At 45.6% G+C, this 14,379-nt stretch carries 17 protein-coding genes; 13 read left to right on the plus strand and 4 right to left on the minus strand.

Annotation, left to right across the window (positions count from 1 at the left end; all coding sequences use genetic code 11):
- The first annotated feature begins 21 nt into the window (after nucleotides 1–21).
- From B0I27_RS00670 to B0I27_RS00685, 4 genes are all read left to right on the plus strand, one after another.
- Nucleotides 22–1,542 carry a glycosyltransferase family 39 protein gene (locus B0I27_RS00670; RefSeq protein ID WP_106290380.1) on the plus strand — a complete coding sequence of 507 codons (1,521 nt, stop codon included), beginning with the start codon at nucleotides 22–24 and terminating at the stop codon, nucleotides 1,540–1,542.
- A gap of 415 nt (nucleotides 1,543–1,957) precedes the next feature.
- Nucleotides 1,958–3,439 (plus strand): acyl-CoA dehydrogenase family protein, encoded by a 1,482-nt coding sequence (locus B0I27_RS00675; protein ID WP_106290382.1) that lies wholly within the window; start codon nucleotides 1,958–1,960, stop codon nucleotides 3,437–3,439.
- Nucleotides 3,440–3,679: 240 nt separating this feature from the next.
- Nucleotides 3,680–4,729 (plus strand): glycosyltransferase family 4 protein, encoded by a 1,050-nt coding sequence (locus B0I27_RS00680; RefSeq protein WP_106290384.1) that lies wholly within the window; start codon nucleotides 3,680–3,682, stop codon nucleotides 4,727–4,729.
- On the plus strand, nucleotides 4,726–5,946 hold the full coding sequence (locus B0I27_RS00685) for a glycosyltransferase (RefSeq protein ID WP_106290386.1): 1,221 nt from the start codon (nucleotides 4,726–4,728) through the stop codon (nucleotides 5,944–5,946). Before B0I27_RS00680 ends, B0I27_RS00685 begins: the two co-directional genes overlap by 4 nt.
- On the opposite strand, the gene B0I27_RS00690 is transcribed toward B0I27_RS00685, so the two are convergent.
- The 3 genes from B0I27_RS00690 to B0I27_RS00695 are packed head-to-tail and all read right to left on the minus strand — an operon-like array spanning nucleotide 5,890 to nucleotide 7,250.
- On the minus strand, nucleotides 5,890–6,153 hold the full coding sequence (locus B0I27_RS00690) for a SemiSWEET family sugar transporter (RefSeq protein WP_106290388.1): 264 nt from the start codon (nucleotides 6,151–6,153) through the stop codon (nucleotides 5,890–5,892). The genes B0I27_RS00685 and B0I27_RS00690 overlap by 57 nt on opposite strands.
- A 20-nt stretch (nucleotides 6,154–6,173) precedes the next feature.
- Nucleotides 6,174–6,392, minus strand: a complete 219-nt coding sequence (locus tag B0I27_RS17355) for a hypothetical protein (protein ID WP_146133069.1) — start codon at nucleotides 6,390–6,392, stop codon at nucleotides 6,174–6,176.
- 9 nt (nucleotides 6,393–6,401) lie between these two features.
- On the minus strand, nucleotides 6,402–7,250 hold the full coding sequence (locus tag B0I27_RS00695; protein ID WP_146133070.1) for an MBL fold metallo-hydrolase: 849 nt from the start codon (nucleotides 7,248–7,250) through the stop codon (nucleotides 6,402–6,404).
- A 176-nt stretch (nucleotides 7,251–7,426) separates the two neighbouring features.
- On the opposite strand from B0I27_RS00695, the gene B0I27_RS00700 reads away from it, so the two are divergent.
- The 8 genes from B0I27_RS00700 to B0I27_RS00735 all read left to right on the plus strand — a co-directional run bounded on the left by B0I27_RS00700 (nucleotide 7,427) and on the right by B0I27_RS00735 (nucleotide 13,432).
- Nucleotides 7,427–7,948 (plus strand): DUF4142 domain-containing protein, encoded by a 522-nt coding sequence (locus B0I27_RS00700; protein WP_181276640.1) that lies wholly within the window; start codon nucleotides 7,427–7,429, stop codon nucleotides 7,946–7,948.
- A gap of 136 nt (nucleotides 7,949–8,084) precedes the next feature.
- Entirely contained in the window at nucleotides 8,085–8,678 is a 594-nt protein-coding gene (locus tag B0I27_RS00705) for a superoxide dismutase family protein (protein ID WP_245925384.1), read from the plus strand.
- 8 nt (nucleotides 8,679–8,686) lie between these two features.
- The gene (locus B0I27_RS00710) at nucleotides 8,687–9,010 is read left to right on the plus strand and encodes a hypothetical protein (protein WP_106290392.1); all 324 of its coding nucleotides are present in this window, start codon (nucleotides 8,687–8,689) and stop codon (nucleotides 9,008–9,010) included.
- A gap of 127 nt (nucleotides 9,011–9,137) precedes the next feature.
- Nucleotides 9,138–10,634, plus strand: coding sequence for a M14 family zinc carboxypeptidase (locus tag B0I27_RS00715; protein ID WP_245925385.1), 1,497 nt, complete (start codon nucleotides 9,138–9,140; stop codon nucleotides 10,632–10,634).
- 83 nt (nucleotides 10,635–10,717) lie between these two features.
- Complete coding sequence (locus B0I27_RS00720) at nucleotides 10,718–10,984, plus strand: hypothetical protein (protein WP_106290394.1); 267 nt, start codon at nucleotides 10,718–10,720, stop codon at nucleotides 10,982–10,984.
- A 119-nt stretch (nucleotides 10,985–11,103) separates the two neighbouring features.
- Nucleotides 11,104–11,910: an alpha/beta fold hydrolase gene (locus tag B0I27_RS00725; protein ID WP_106290396.1), complete on the plus strand. Its 807-nt coding sequence runs from the start codon at nucleotides 11,104–11,106 to the stop codon at nucleotides 11,908–11,910.
- Nucleotides 11,900–12,550, plus strand: a complete 651-nt coding sequence (locus tag B0I27_RS00730) for a nitrogen regulation protein NR(II) (RefSeq protein ID WP_106290398.1) — start codon at nucleotides 11,900–11,902, stop codon at nucleotides 12,548–12,550. Before B0I27_RS00725 ends, B0I27_RS00730 begins: the two co-directional genes overlap by 11 nt.
- A gap of 57 nt (nucleotides 12,551–12,607) precedes the next feature.
- Nucleotides 12,608–13,432, plus strand: a complete 825-nt coding sequence (locus B0I27_RS00735) for a DNA/RNA non-specific endonuclease (RefSeq protein WP_106290400.1) — start codon at nucleotides 12,608–12,610, stop codon at nucleotides 13,430–13,432.
- Here the strand turns inward: B0I27_RS00735 and B0I27_RS17855 are convergent, their stop codons facing one another.
- Entirely contained in the window at nucleotides 13,433–13,591 is a 159-nt protein-coding gene (locus B0I27_RS17855) for a YetF domain-containing protein (protein ID WP_425428101.1), read from the minus strand.
- 166 nt (nucleotides 13,592–13,757) lie between these two features.
- On the opposite strand from B0I27_RS17855, the gene B0I27_RS00745 reads away from it, so the two are divergent.
- Complete coding sequence (locus B0I27_RS00745; RefSeq protein ID WP_106290404.1) at nucleotides 13,758–14,372, plus strand: uracil-DNA glycosylase family protein; 615 nt, start codon at nucleotides 13,758–13,760, stop codon at nucleotides 14,370–14,372.
- Nucleotides 14,373–14,379: the final 7 nt, after the last annotated feature.

Here is a 14,379-nt window from a genome sequence, read left to right on the forward strand (position 1 = left end):
GGGCTTATTTGTTTAGGTAAGATGCAATATGGGTCGGTGGTAAATTCGCAGAAGCAAACGGCAGTCATCATCACGATCTTTCTGCTTTTGAAACTTTTTATTCATCTTCCTTTCAACGGCAGATATGGATATCATGCAGATGAGCTGTTGCATATCGCCATGGCTGAACAGCTGGCTTGGGGCTACAAAGAAGGCCCCCCTCTTATTTCATTCTTAACGTGGATTTGGCTGCAGCTGGGGGAGGGTTCGCTGTGGACGCTTCGTCTGCTTCCTACATTGTGTGGTGCTGCGCTGGTTGGCCTTACGGGAATGATGGTAAGGATGCTGGGGGGAGGCCCCTTTGCCGTACTCATAGCGTGTATGGCTCTTCTTTTGGATCCTTCGTTTTTGGCGACAGGGTATATGATGCAGCCTGTTGTCTTTGATCAACTTGCCTGGGCGCTTTGCGGTTTTTTCTTAATTCGGTTTGTCAAGAACGGGAACAGAAGCGAATTGCTTTATCTGGGCGTTACTGCGGGACTTGGTATGATGAACAAGCTTTCTATTGCTCTATATCTCTGCAGTTTGTTGATTGCTTTATTGATAAAAGCGGGAAGGAAGCTGAAGACCAGGGAGATGATTTATGTCGTAGTTCCCGCTCTGATAATTCTCTTGCCACATTTGATTTGGCAGATAAACAACGGTTTTCCTTTTATCTCCCAGCTGGGGGAGCTGAACACCTATTACTGGTCGAGGACGGATTACAGCACTTTAATACAGCAGATGCTCTTCTCTCATGGAGCATCGGGAATAGTATGTGGCTTTGGTCTTGCGTCCTTTTGGTTTTCAACAAGCCTGCGTCCATTTCGGTTCATTGGTATTTCCTTTCTGGTGCTTCAGATAGTGATCCTGTGTCTCCAGGCGAAGACGTATTATTCATTCGGAGCTTTTCCTGTTCTTTATGCGGCGGGAGCCATCGGTACAGTGCGCTTGCTGAAGGAATGGAAGAGGCCGCTGGTAAATGGGACTTTTTTCGTGATGATTATTTTATCAGGAGTGCTGGCCATGCCCGCGGTTGTCCCTGTCCTCCGTTTAAATCATACAATTGCCTGGTTCGAGATGATGCGGAAGCACGCCGGTATTACAGCACCTCTGAAATGGGACGACGGTACCACAGGGCAGATCCCTCAGTATTTTGCACAGATGCTGGGATGGGAAGAATTGACGAAAGAAACCTTAGGTGTTTACCACTCGCTCCCTGAATCAAAAAGGGCCTCTACGGTAATTTTAACGGATAATTATCAGCAGGCAGGGGCAATTTCTTTCTTTGGAAAAGATCAATTGCCAGCGACCGCGTCGCTAAGGCCTAGCTTCTTTTCTTTAAAAGATGTGCATCAGAATGCTGAATATACGATAATAGTCAGCTCCGGTCCGCGGGAGGAAAGCGTTACTCCGGCAGGATTGCTAAGCAGTCAGCAGATTGATTATCCGAATGCCGAGGTTGATGGCTCGGTCATCTATCTGATTCGCCGGGGCGCTGTAATTGCTTATCGGGCCCCCTGATCGCGGTTAGAACTCTTTGCTCATTTCTTCAGTGCTGATCGCTGCAGATAAACGGGTATAAAATCCTTCAACTGCCAGACATCACCTAATCTGGATTTGATGTATTCGGCGATTTATGCGCCTCCCAATTGTTTTTTTCACTGAACCGAGGGGTATTTTCGGCTTGTTTGTATTAAATTTTAAAAAAATAATTACAGCCAGGCGTTTTGTAATTTGTTGTTACCAAGCTGATTAAAATATTACTTGATTTTTGATTCAGGAATTCTTATGAAGAAAATTCTTAATTTCGTGCAGAATCAGGCGATTAAGCGTAACTCATTTGTTAAAAAGATCATGTAAAATTGAACAAAGTTTTTTTACTTTGCCTCCATTGCACATTGCGGACGAAAGCCTGAATAGCATTTAAAACTTAACTATGATATTGACGAATATCCCCTTTAACGAATTTATCAAAGACTTCGAGGAAACTCTTGATCACCTCTTTCATGAAAAGGAAGATATCAACCAACTGAGCTTGGAAAGAGGGCTCCCACCTGAAATAATAGAAGGCATCATGTCGAAGAGACCGCTTTCTGTGGCTATTCCGGAGCAGTATGGAGGGCGCGGTTCGAAAGTTAAAGAGTGTTTGGGATTGCTGGCAGCGGCTTCATACGAATCGCTTCCGCTCTCGTTAACGTTCGGGATCAATATCGCGTTGTTTTTGGAGCCGATCTCTAAATACGCAAACGAAGAGGTTAAGCAGGGAATATTTAATCGTTTTCTTGAGAATCAGAACATGGGCGGTCTGATGATTACCGAGCCTGGCTATGGCAGTGATGCCCTCAATATGAAAACGAGCTATGTACCGACAGAAAACGGTTATAAGATCAAGGGTACCAAGCATTGGCAAGGACTAACAGGTCTCGCGGATTACTGGCTTATTGCTTCCCGTAAGGAAACGAACGGAGAGCTTGGCAGGGACATCGATTTCTTCATTTGCGAAGGAGAGAAGATTGTTGTAGAGGAACTTTATGACAATGCCGGCCTTTACATGATCCCTTATGGCTTAAATAAGCTGGATCTGGAGGTGCCTTCGAACTATAAATTACAACCGGAAACTACCGGTATTAAGATGATGCTCGATATTCTGCACAGAAGCAGGATGCAGTTCCCTGGAATGGGCATGGGCTTTATCAAGCGTATGCTGGACGAAGCCATCGGGCATTGTAAAAACAGAGTGGTTGGTGCAGGAAACTTGCTCTCTATTGACCAGGTGCAGTTTCAGCTGGCCCGCATTCAGTCTGCTTTCACGATTTGCTCGGCTATGTGTTCCAGAAGTACAGATATCAGCAGTATCGATCATAATCTGGCTTCTGAGGGACTGGAAGCCAATAGCATGAAAGCTGTGGTTACCGATCTGATGCAGGAATCTGCACAGTTGCTGGTACAGGTTTCGGGAGCGAATGGTTACCGGATAAGCCATATCGGTGGACGCGGCATTATGGACAGCCGTCCATTCCAGATTTTCGAAGGTTCAAACGAGATGTTATATACGCAGATCGCAGAAATGATCACGCGTGCGATGAAGAAAGGCAAACAGTCTAACGTTTATGAGTATCTGAAAGAGCTGAAGCTGACATCTCAGGCTTGTGAATATTTCAAAAAAGACTTGAACTTTGATTTGAATGCGACGCTGACGCAGCGTAAAATGGTTGATCTTGGTAAGATCTTCGCGCGAGTAATCTGCACCGAATACGTGTTGCAATTGCAACAGAAAGGTTTCAGGAAGGATCTGGTAGATAACAGTATCCGTATGATTCAACAGGAAATAGGCGGACTTATCTGTGCTTATCACTTTGATAATACTGTAGGGGTTGTAGATGACTATTCAGAAAACAGCTCCTGGTTAAACTTGTAGATCTTTCGGTTCTCTAAGCGACCAATAGTACAAAATAAACAAAGCTCCTTCCGAGGGGCTTTGTTCGTTTCCGGATTATAGCTTTTTCTGTAGCCTTACAGTACTTCTCATATTTTCCCTAAGTGTGATACAATGGAATTGCTTGCTTCATTAAAGCAGGTTATCCATGTATTTTTATGTGAAAATGCGGCGGTATGTGAATGAAGCATAACCTCAAAACGCAGATCTATAAGTTTGGTTATGTCTTTAAAAATACTACTTCTGTCTAATAATTTTTATCCTGACATAGGAGGGATTGAGATCAATTCAGAAATTCTGGCTAATGAGTTTACAAAGGCCGGACATCGGGTAAGGCTCGTTACATGGACGGCTGATGAGCGTGAAAATAGGTTTCCCTTTGCCGTTGTGCGCCGGCCAGGCAAACTCGATTTGTTCAGGGAGCACAAATGGGCGGATGTCGTTTTTGAGAATAACCCTTGCCTCCGGCTGACATGGCCCGGGCTGCTGCTTGGCAAACCTAACGTAATTGCTTTAAATACCTGGGTGGCGCGAGTAGACGGCAGCATAGGCTGGCAAGATAGACTGAAGACACTCTGGTTCAGGAAATCAAAAAGCGTCATCGCTGTAAGTGACGCCCTGAGAAGAAAGAACTGGGAAAAGGCAATAGTCATCACGAACCCATATAGAGCAGAACTCTTCAGAATAAATGCTCAGGCAGACAGGCATATCGACCTCGTTTTCTTGGGCAGACTCGTGTCTGACAAAGGAGCCGACATGGCGATAGAGGCGCTCCATACGCTGGAGAGCGAGGCGGCGGGTGAAGCAGGAGCACGCTCCGGATTTCGCCTTACCATCATCGGAGATGGCCCGGAGGCGCCGGTGCTGAAAGCATTGGCGGTGAAATACGGACTTGAGCATAAAGTGGATTTTAAGGGGTCCCTGCAGGGTAAGGAGCTCGTTGATTGCTTGAACCAGCATAAGCTGATTCTTGTGCCTTCCAGATGGGAAGAGCCATTTGGTAATGTCGCCCTAGAGGGAATGGCTTGCGGATGTATTCCCGTGGTATCGGATGGCGGGGGACTGCCTGATGCAGTTGGCCATGCGGGCTTAACTTTCAAGAGAGGAGATACCGCTGACCTGGTCAGATGTATCCGGCAGATTCTGCAGTCTGAGGATCTGCAGGGAAAATTAAAACATGAGGCCAGGCAACACTTGAAAGACCATCAGCCTAAAAAGGTTGCAGATCGTTATTTGAAGGTTATCCGGGCGGCCGTATCATCGAGGATATGAAGATTGTTTTTTTTACTCATCCGCACTTTTTGGGCCATCAAAGTATGCCCAGGTATGCGAACTGGCTTGCCCGGGGAATGGAGGAGAGGGGGCATCAGATTGATCTGTGGTCGCCAGAGGGAGTTCTTTCTGCCTTACCTTTAAGCAAGGGTCCGTTGAAAAAGTGGCTGGGTTATGTCGATCAATACCTGATCTTTCCGCTTCAGGTCAAGAAGAAGTTAAAAGTGCTTCCTCCAGATACGCTCTTTGTTTTTACAGACCATGCGCTTGGGCCATGGGTTCCGCTCGTTAAAAACAGACCACATATTGTTCATTGTCATGATTTTCTGGCTCAAAGGAGTGCTCTGGGAGAAATTCCGGAGAACGTGACGGGACGAACCGGGAAGATTTATCAGTCATATATCCGCAAAGGATACACCGCGGCCCGTAACTTTATTTCTATTTCACAGAAGACTCAGGCTGATCTGCATCGGATGCTATCGAGGCCGCCTCACATATCCGAAGTGGTTTACAATGGCCTAACCCGAAAGTTCGCGCCGGCAGATGATGTATTTCTGTTGAGAAAGGAATTGAGCGGGGAGACGGGTATAAATCTTCAAGCAGGTTTTATTTTGCATGTAGGGGGCAATCTTTGGTACAAGAATAAGTCAGGCGTTATTTCAGCGTACGAGAAATGGAGGAGCAAATCAACGCAGCAATTGCCATTGCTCCTGGTTGGAGAGAATCCCGATGATATTCTCAAGGCCCAAATAGACTCATCTCCGTTTAAAGCTGACATTCATGCGCTGGTTGGTATGCCTGATGATTTTGCTAACAAGGCCTATAGTGCCGCGTCTTTATTTTTGTTTCCTTCTTTAGCTGAAGGCTTTGGCTGGCCCATTCTGGAGGCAATGGCTTCAGGTTGCCCTGTGATCACTACGGGGGAGGCTCCCATGAGCGAGGTAGGCGGGAAGGCTGCTTTTTACGTAAGTAAACTGCAGGTCGATTCTGAGCAGGAATGGAGGGAAGAATGCGCAGCACTAATCGACCGGGTCTTGGGTCTAAGCGTAGATGAGCGCTTAGCTCTGGCTGCTCATGGAGCGGACAACGTAAGGCGATTTCACTCGAACAGCGCCCTCGACAGTGTGGAAGAGATCTATATCCGGGTCGCAGATGAGGTATTACTTCGAAGAAAATCTGAACTTCATGAACAGCATAGTAATCGTCACCAACGATGAAAAGATATTGGTGACGATTATAGGAAGATCATCTTTAAGGAAGCCGTAATAAGTCCATATGCTTGTTCCGGTCAGTAAAATGAAGAACATAAGAGGAGACACATCTTCTGCCTTCTTTTCCTTGATTGTTTTTACCAACTGAGGAATAACGGCTGTGCTTGTACAAGTACCGGCGACTATGCCGATTAGGGTTTCGTTTATATTCATATAGCGCTTCCTGATGAATTTTAAACTCTTCCGTAGCTATCCAGTTCTTCCTGGGAATTAAACTCCAGCTGATCCTGCAGGGTTATCTCGCAATCTTTAAACTTCGGGTTCTTTGTTTTGATGATTTCGATGAGTGCGTCCTGAGATGGCAAGCCTTCTTTTGACGTCATAGTAGCGTTTCCGGATAAGCTTCGGCCGTCAGGATAGGTCGCGGTCCACGATATTAAACAGTACTTCATATTCTTCTATTAGGGGTTTTTACTTTTAACTACGTACTTTCCGTGATCGGGGACAGCGATTCTGCTGAAGTCCTCCGAAAGTTTCTTTAATCCGGATGCAAGTTCCGCACCATGCATATATTGTCCGTGGCCGGAGATTACAAGCTCGGGATTAAGCAGTTCGAGACGACGAACGGTGTCCCAGGCCGCCTGCCAGTCTGTTGTAAGGTATCTGGGAGGCCCGTTTACTTCTTCTTTTTGAAGCAGCACTTTGTAAAGGGAGTCTTGTCTGACTGTGACAAACGCGTCGGCAGAAAGCAAAGTACGGTCACTTTCTCTAAAAAAAGCCACCTGACCCGGCGAATGTCCGGGGGCGTGAATCCATTTCCAGTCCGGTAACCCGGGTACGGTTCCGTCCTCGGGCAGTGGAAGCAGGCGTTCCTGAATATTGATAGGCTCATTCGGATAAATGGATGATATTTTGGCCAGCATACCCCCCTCCACTGTAGGGTCTGGTTCAGGATAGCTCTGCTGGCCGGTCAGAAATGGAAATTCAAGGGGATGGGCATAGACAGGCACCTCCCAGCGATCCAGGAGATGAACAATACTGCCTACATGATCAAAATGGCCGTGTGTAAGGAGAATAGCGCTGGGTTTTGTACCCTCGCCAAATCTCTTTTCGGCCGCATCTATGAGTTTCTTGCCGCTATGCGGCATTCCGGCATCTATAAGTACCCAGTCTCCCTGCTCCGGATCGCCTATCATGATGATGTTGACGATCTGATTCGTGTAATAATAGACGCCTTTTTTGACTTCTTTTCCATGACCGCTTTCTATAGAAGTCATCGGTATAAACTTGTTATCACCACTCTGATTCATAGGTAATTGATTTGGATGTCTTCTGTTAACAATTTTTGGGGTTAACTGTTGATAGGTCCGCTGATAAATAGTGTTATCACGTATTTCAAACATGAGAAAACCGTATTTCTCGAACGAACACTTGTTGTGCAACTGCTGTTGTTTCACTATCTAACAAAATGAAAAACATGAAAAACATGAAAAAACTAGCTATTTTATGTGCAATTGCTTTTAGCAGTGCCACATTATTTCAGTCATGTAGTGACGATGATGACGATGCAGTAATGACCAACCAGGAGTTCGTTACGCAGGCGTCAAGTAGTAACAGCTTCGAGATCCAGTCAGGCAGCCTTGCCGTAACCAAGGGAGAGAATCCATTGGTCAAAATGTTTGGCCAACACATGGTGACAGATCATACCATGGCGGCTGAAGAGTTAGCTCCTTTGGCGCAGCGTAAGGGCTGGACTTTAAGTCAGACCCTCCTTAAACGGCACCAGGACAACTTCAATATGCTAAGTCCCCTTACCGGGAACGCTTTTGATAAAGAGTTTGCGCGCCTGATGGTTGTATCACATGAAGAAGCCGTATCGCTGTTTCGTTCAGCATCCTCCTCTGATGGAGTTCCAGATTCAGAGCTTCGCTCCTGGGCTGCAGGTAAACTTCCTAAGCTCGAGCAGCATTTGGAAGAAGCAAAGGACCTCCACGATGCAGTGAATTAGAGGATCTTTTGGTTGTTCGATCTTCTGAAGTATGTGAAATATGGGTCGGAGCAGGATGATTGGGACACACATTCCCACATCTTTCAACACAAATAGGCCTTATAGCTGTTTCGTAGGTTAACCAATATTATCAGATATGTTAAAGAAGACATTAAATTCGATGGGAGCATTAGTTTTGCTTCTCGCAGTTGCTTGTACGAATACAAAAAACAGTAACAGTTCAGATTCTTTGAACACTGACGGTACAAGTGTAGCCGATAGTGCAAGCGCTAAACAGGCTCATGCAGACATCTCCGCTACCAAGGCAGACACATCCGGCAGCGGTATGGCTCATTTTACCGCTTTGGGCGATGGAAAGGTTGAAATGAAGCTAACGCTGGAGTTCCCGGCGAAAGCGAATCAATCTGTTGCAGTGCACTTTCACGAACATGGCGATTGTGGTGACAGCGGTAACGGAGCTCATGGACATTGGAATCCAACGGGAGAGAAACACGGTAAGTGGGATTCTGCTGAACATCACTCAGGCGACATAGGAAATATCAACCTCGACGGCAACGGTAAAGGCGAGATAACTATTCAGTCTGACCGCTGGAGTATCGGTGGTGATGAGAAGACTAACATTTTGGACAAGGCTATTATTGTTCATTCAGGTGTGGATGATTATACCACTCAGCCTACTGGCAACTCAGGAAGTCGTATCGGCTGTGGGGTAATTATGGAGATGAAATAACCGATATCATGTTTGACAAAGTATTAGATCTGGTAAATCAGCACATTTCCAATAATCCGGAAATAGCGAAGCTTGTTCCTCCTGGTCAGCAGGAAGATGTGAACAGAGAAGTGGCCTCAGGAGTAAACGATGGCTTGAAAAACAGTTTCACGTCGGGTGGAATAGGGGGAATGTTATCCTCTCTGACAGGAGGGGCGGGAAACGGAGACATGTCTGAGAATATTGCGAAAGCTGTAGCAGACAGACTACAGGGAAAGTTTGGTCTTTCGCCTGAGGTTATCCAAAAGATCGCAAATGCCATCCCCGGCATTATTCAGAAGTTGCGGGGCTAGAGAGAATCGAAAAAGCCGGAAATATCAATCTTCCGGCTTTTTTCTTAAGATGTGAAATATGTATCATTATCAACTTTTATTAAAGGTTTTAAGCACGGTTAGCTAAATTGCAGTCTGAAACCTGCAAATGATGCGTACCAAGCTACTGGTTACTTCTGCTTTCATTACAATCGGCGCTCTTGTGGGCTTTAGCCTTCGACGAGAGGCCACTCGTCTCGCCATTGAAGACACCTCTATATGGCAGAGTTACGACCGTTATCAAGAGCAGGGTATACAACATCTGATGGTCAAGCATACAGAGATACAGCCACTCATCAACAAGCATCTCGCTTCAGGGCTATTACGATCTGGTCTGCAGGGAACCTCTGTGCAAGGAAGGAGTATCAATCATCTTGTCGCCGGAAAGGGGAAAACTAAGGTTCTTCTATGGTCGCAGATGCACGGAGACGAATCAACCGCAACCATGGCTTTATTCGACATCTTCAACTTCCTGTCTGCCGCCGATGAAAACGATTCATTCAGGCGTTTGCTGATGGAGAAGCTTGAACTCCACTTTGTTCCAATGATCAATCCTGATGGGGCAGAGTTATGGAAGCGCAGGAATGCGATGGATATAGACATCAATCGTGATGCGCGTGCGCTAACTACGCCGGAGGGACGTTTCCTGATGAAGGTGGCAGATGAGATAAAACCCCGCTTTGGTTTCAATCTGCATGATCAGAATGCTTTACACTCCGTTGGCTCGTCAAGCAAACCAGCTACTATTTCTTTTCTTGCACCCGCCTATAACCACGCAAGGGACATGAACGAGACTCGTGAGAACGCAGCGAAAATGATTATCCTGATGAACCGTACCCTCCAGAAGTACCTGCCGGATCAGGTGGCTAAATATAACGATGCGCACGAGCCTAGAGGCTTTGGAGATACATTTCAGAAGAAGGGGATTTCAACCATTCTTATTGAGTCAGGAGGTTACCTTAACGATCCTCAAAAGCAATACATCCGAAAGCTTAACTTTTACGTACTTCTGAGCGCACTGCATGCAATCGCAAAGGAAGCTTATGAGCAGGAGGATGTTGAACGATATTATTCTATTCCAGAAAATGGGCGATTTCTTTTCAACGTGGTTATCCGGAACGCTGAGATCGTGAAAGATAGCCTGCGTTATCGCACGAGTGTCGGAATTAACCATTATACATCATTGGACGCTACCCGGAAACGGTTGAATTATCGGGGTGCTATTGACGAGCTTGCCGACATGCATGATAATTACGGATATCATGATGTGGACGCCGCTTCGCTGCTGTCGGTACCCGGCAAAGTGATCGCTATGAAAAAGGATGAATGGGAAAAGCTTAGTTTGAAAAGCGAAGCTGCTCTTTTGAGACAGGGCTATCTGTATATCCGTTTTTCCGACCAGCGTTCTCCTACTGGTCCTGTACCAAATCGTCTTCTGAATCTGATTAATGGATCTCCCCTTAGCTTGTCTATCGCCCTATACCAAAATGCCAACTTCGTTCTTGCAGCCCGGGATGGAAAGCCGGCCTATGCAGTAGTTAACGGCTTTCTGATTGACCTGAATAAAGAAAAAATTTCCTCTCTGCCAAACACCTATGGCTATTAGGCATAAATGGTTCTGAGCTTTTAAACGCAGCTTGTTTCTGCAGGCTTTCAAAACATTATCAGTTATGAAATAGTTATTTATTTATGGAAAATGATGAGCTAAAAACCAAAGAGTTCGGGATAACCATAGAGATTTCCTGCGATCCGGATATTGATTCGCCATTTCAGGGATACGATATCGCTCCCTTGCAAGGACAAACTTATCAGGTTAGGCGGGGTGGCAAAGAAGTCGGCAAACTGCGATTGTCTGGCCAGGACAGCTGGGAGTGGACTGAAGGAAGCTTGTCGCAAGAATGTGCTGACGCCATCGGTAAAGCTGTCAATGCACATAACAGACGTTATTCCGGCTAATCTGAAAACAGGAGTAAGTAGTAAAAGCCGAATCTGCAATCAACTATGGCGCAGAGAAACGCCTCAGCATATTCCTTAATTCTCGTACCTTTGCAGTAAAACATGCAGCATACGTGAGAATGGTAGACGTCTTAGCGAGAAACAACGTCAGAATAACGGGTAAAGGTGAGCAAATTATAATGTTTGCTCACGGTTTTGGATGTGATCAAAATGTCTGGAGATATCTTTTAAGGGATTTTGAAAAAGGCTACACCACCATAGTGTTTGATTTCGTCGGCTCTGGACAGTCTGACCTGGCCGCGTATGATTCCCAAAGATACAGTAGCCTCGATGGGTACGCACTGGACGTCATCGAAATCCTCGAGACTCTAAATCTAAAAAATGTGGTTTTTATCGGTCATTCAGTCGCGTGTATGATTGGAATGAAAGCAGCTATAGTGCGTCCAGAATACTTTGGTAGTCTGATATTCGTAGCACCTTCTCCATGTTATATAATCGACGAATCGTATAATGGAGGAATGCAAAGGGCTGATCTTGAAGCATTATTTGAGGTCATGGATAGCAACTATCTGGGGTGGTCAAGCAGTATGGCACCGCTCATCATGGGAAATCCGGAAAGACCGGAACTCGGGGAGGAACTAACTGACAACTTTTGTGCTACAGATCCTGACATAGCGCGAGAGTTTGCGCGAGTCACGTTCTTATCGGATAACCGAGCTGATTTGAAAATGCTTGAAACCCCAAGTCTTACGTTACAATGTTCATCCGATATGCTCGCTCCCATAGAAGTTGGTCATTATATTCATGAGAATACGGCTAATAGTACCCTGGCCGTACTTAGTGCTACGGGACATTGCCCCCATATGAGTCATCCCGAGGAAACGATACGGGCTATCCGCTCTTATATAAACGATCATGGGTTCTGATAATGTGAAATCGGATCCGAATGGGCAGAAATCAGACTTTGCCTTCCTCTATGACAATGCCGCATGCGGATTGATCGTATTTAACTTATCCGGTAAGATTTATCAGACGAACCAAACCCTCCGCTTATGGACCGGTTTGGAAGAGACTCAGATTAATGGATCGACTTTTTCACATCTATTCGACAAGGGAAGCCAGTTATATCTTCAACTGTTCGTATATCCGCTCCTTAAAATGCATAAGGAGGTAAAGGAAATTAATCTTACAGTCGAAACGGAAAGCCAGAACTTTCAATGCTTGCTCAGTGCGAAAGTGATAGAGAACTCCGCCCAAGATGACAAGATGCTTGTTCATGCAGCCATATTTAAGGTGGTTGACAGGAAAAAGTTTGAGGATGAGCTTCTGTTAAAGAAAAAGGCGGCAGAACAAGAGAAACTACAAAAGGAAGAGACCTTAAGGAAAGTTGCTTCCGACCAATCTCACCTTGTCCGCGCCCCACTTGCAAATATCCTGGGCTTAGTGGCCTTACTTGAGCAAGCTGAGATGACCGAAGATTCCAAAGAGTTGATCTCTATGTTGAAAGAGTCAGCTAATCAGCTTGATATGATGGTCAGAGGTATTGTCAATAAAGCAAATACTTAATCGACTTATCAAAGAGGCCGAATTAGGTAATAATGGTATCTTCGCACATCTGATACCATGAAAAAGATTGTTCTGTTCCTCGCTTCTTTCTGTGTGGCGATCGCTTGCTTTGCGCAGATAGGCGACTTGTCTAAGATAGGTCAACTGACTTACGGAGGCCTGCCTGTGAGAGAAAGCCTCTCATCAAACGACGAGGTAAAGGTCCTTATTAATGCTGCTTATATATCGTGTTATGATGAGCTGTTGAAAAATCCTCTCTGGGTAGCCTATCGCCTGGGAAATATAAAAGGAGATTTCAAGTATGTCAATTGGGAAAGGCCCTTCCGGTTCCTTACAGACTATCGCACGGAAAGCAAGGTGGATCATGATGCGTTTAAAAGCTCAGGATACGACAGGGGCCATATGGCTCCCAACGCCACTATTTTATCCCAGTACGGACAGCTGGGGCAGCTCGAAACTTATCTGATGACCAATATCAGTCCCCAAAGTCCAGCTCTCAACCAGGGACTCTGGGCAAACCTGGAAAAACTCGAGAGAGAAAGTCTGTCACAGGATGATACTCCAAACAAAGAAGTGCACGATCTCTTTGTGATCACTGGTCCTGTTTTTGATAAAAGCCCTCGTATGCTCACATCGGGAGTCGCCGTTCCTTCTGGTTTTTATCGCATTCTGGCTTTCCGCAAAGGGTATGCCGGCACTCTTAAGGCCGTGGCTTTCCTCTTTCCTCAAAATCCGAAATCTAAAAATCTTACGGATTACCTCACAACAGTCGATAACATTGAATCATTAACTAATCTCAATTTCTTTCCGGAGCTCTCCCGAACAGTTCAACACAACCTGGAAAGCAGGAAACGGGATTTATTGCTTAATGAGGTTAAGTAATCAATCACTTGCTTTTTTGATTATCACACTAATATGGCCGTCTGCTTCCATATAGGCGGCTTTTACTTCATTAAGATCTTCAACACCTCTTTTATGCAAGTTTTCCATCAATTCCTCCAGGGTATACCCAGGGATAAGATGGATCCACGGATGAGCAATTCATGCAGTGGCGATTCAAGCTGAAAGAGTTCACCTAGAGTGCTTACAACATGCTTCATTATTTTCATGGTTAGAATAGGCTATAACGTTCGTGTCGTAGAACTGTTTAAAGCGTTTTAGAAGAAAAATTTTTAAATTCGAACCGCTGAGATTTAAGGAAAATTGTATGGAGGAGTTGTTGAGGGATATTTTAGCTTGTACTTTTTGCAAAGAGCATCTGCAGGCAGGTGTCAGACCAGTCGTCCAGATTGGAAAGTCATCAAAAGTCATCATTATCGGTCAGGCTCCTGGAAGGCGGGTTCATGAGACCGGTATTCCCTGGAACGACGCGAGTGGTAAGACGCTCAGACAATGGCTGAATGTTGATACGGCCACATTTTATAACCCTGAGATGTTTTCCATCATGCCTATGGGCTTTTGCTATCCGGGTAAAGGGAAGTCAGGCGACCTGCCACCCATGCCACAATGCGCAGGCTTATGGCATACCAAAATCCTCGAAATTTTTACTTCAGCCCCCCTTGTTTTACTTATCGGCCAGTATGCCCAGCGTTATTATCTTGGTACCAAATACAAAGGCAACCTGACAGACACTGTACGTTCCTTTCGCGAATACTACCCCGACTTTTTCCCCTTGCCACATCCTTCACCCCGTAATCAGAACTGGGTAAAGGTAAACCCCTGGTTTGTGCAAGATGTCATTCCTGAGCTCAGAGAAAAGCTGAACTCGCTGGGAGTAACAAGGCTTCCGGAGGATGTGCCTGCCCTTACTTCGCAAAAATAAATCTTGT

The organism is Arcticibacter pallidicorallinus (assembly GCF_003002875.1).
In the GTDB taxonomy this organism is placed as follows: Bacteria; Bacteroidota; Bacteroidia; order Sphingobacteriales; family Sphingobacteriaceae; genus Arcticibacter; species Arcticibacter pallidicorallinus.

Excerpts from the sequence above, each read along its gene's own strand:
- B0I27_RS00670 (WP_106290380.1), top strand. The coding sequence starts at position 22 with ATGCAATATGGGTCGGTGGTAAATTCGCAGAAGCAAACGGCAGTCATC.
- B0I27_RS00675 (WP_106290382.1), top strand. The coding sequence starts at position 1,958 with ATGATATTGACGAATATCCCCTTTAACGAATTTATCAAAGACTTCGAG.
- B0I27_RS00680 (WP_106290384.1), top strand. The coding sequence starts at position 3,680 with ATGTCTTTAAAAATACTACTTCTGTCTAATAATTTTTATCCTGACATA.
- B0I27_RS00685 (WP_106290386.1), top strand. The coding sequence starts at position 4,726 with ATGAAGATTGTTTTTTTTACTCATCCGCACTTTTTGGGCCATCAAAGT.
- B0I27_RS00690 (WP_106290388.1), bottom strand. The coding sequence starts at position 6,153 with ATGAATATAAACGAAACCCTAATCGGCATAGTCGCCGGTACTTGTACA.
- B0I27_RS17355 (WP_146133069.1), bottom strand. The coding sequence starts at position 6,392 with ATGAAGTACTGTTTAATATCGTGGACCGCGACCTATCCTGACGGCCGA.
- B0I27_RS00695 (WP_146133070.1), bottom strand. The coding sequence starts at position 7,250 with ATGAATCAGAGTGGTGATAACAAGTTTATACCGATGACTTCTATAGAA.
- B0I27_RS00700 (WP_181276640.1), top strand. The coding sequence starts at position 7,427 with ATGAAAAAACTAGCTATTTTATGTGCAATTGCTTTTAGCAGTGCCACA.
- B0I27_RS00705 (WP_245925384.1), top strand. The coding sequence starts at position 8,085 with ATGTTAAAGAAGACATTAAATTCGATGGGAGCATTAGTTTTGCTTCTC.
- B0I27_RS00710 (WP_106290392.1), top strand. The coding sequence starts at position 8,687 with ATGTTTGACAAAGTATTAGATCTGGTAAATCAGCACATTTCCAATAAT.
- B0I27_RS00715 (WP_245925385.1), top strand. The coding sequence starts at position 9,138 with ATGATGCGTACCAAGCTACTGGTTACTTCTGCTTTCATTACAATCGGC.
- B0I27_RS00720 (WP_106290394.1), top strand. The coding sequence starts at position 10,718 with ATGGAAAATGATGAGCTAAAAACCAAAGAGTTCGGGATAACCATAGAG.
- B0I27_RS00725 (WP_106290396.1), top strand. The coding sequence starts at position 11,104 with ATGGTAGACGTCTTAGCGAGAAACAACGTCAGAATAACGGGTAAAGGT.
- B0I27_RS00730 (WP_106290398.1), top strand. The coding sequence starts at position 11,900 with ATGGGTTCTGATAATGTGAAATCGGATCCGAATGGGCAGAAATCAGAC.
- B0I27_RS00735 (WP_106290400.1), top strand. The coding sequence starts at position 12,608 with ATGAAAAAGATTGTTCTGTTCCTCGCTTCTTTCTGTGTGGCGATCGCT.
- B0I27_RS00745 (WP_106290404.1), top strand. The coding sequence starts at position 13,758 with ATGGAGGAGTTGTTGAGGGATATTTTAGCTTGTACTTTTTGCAAAGAG.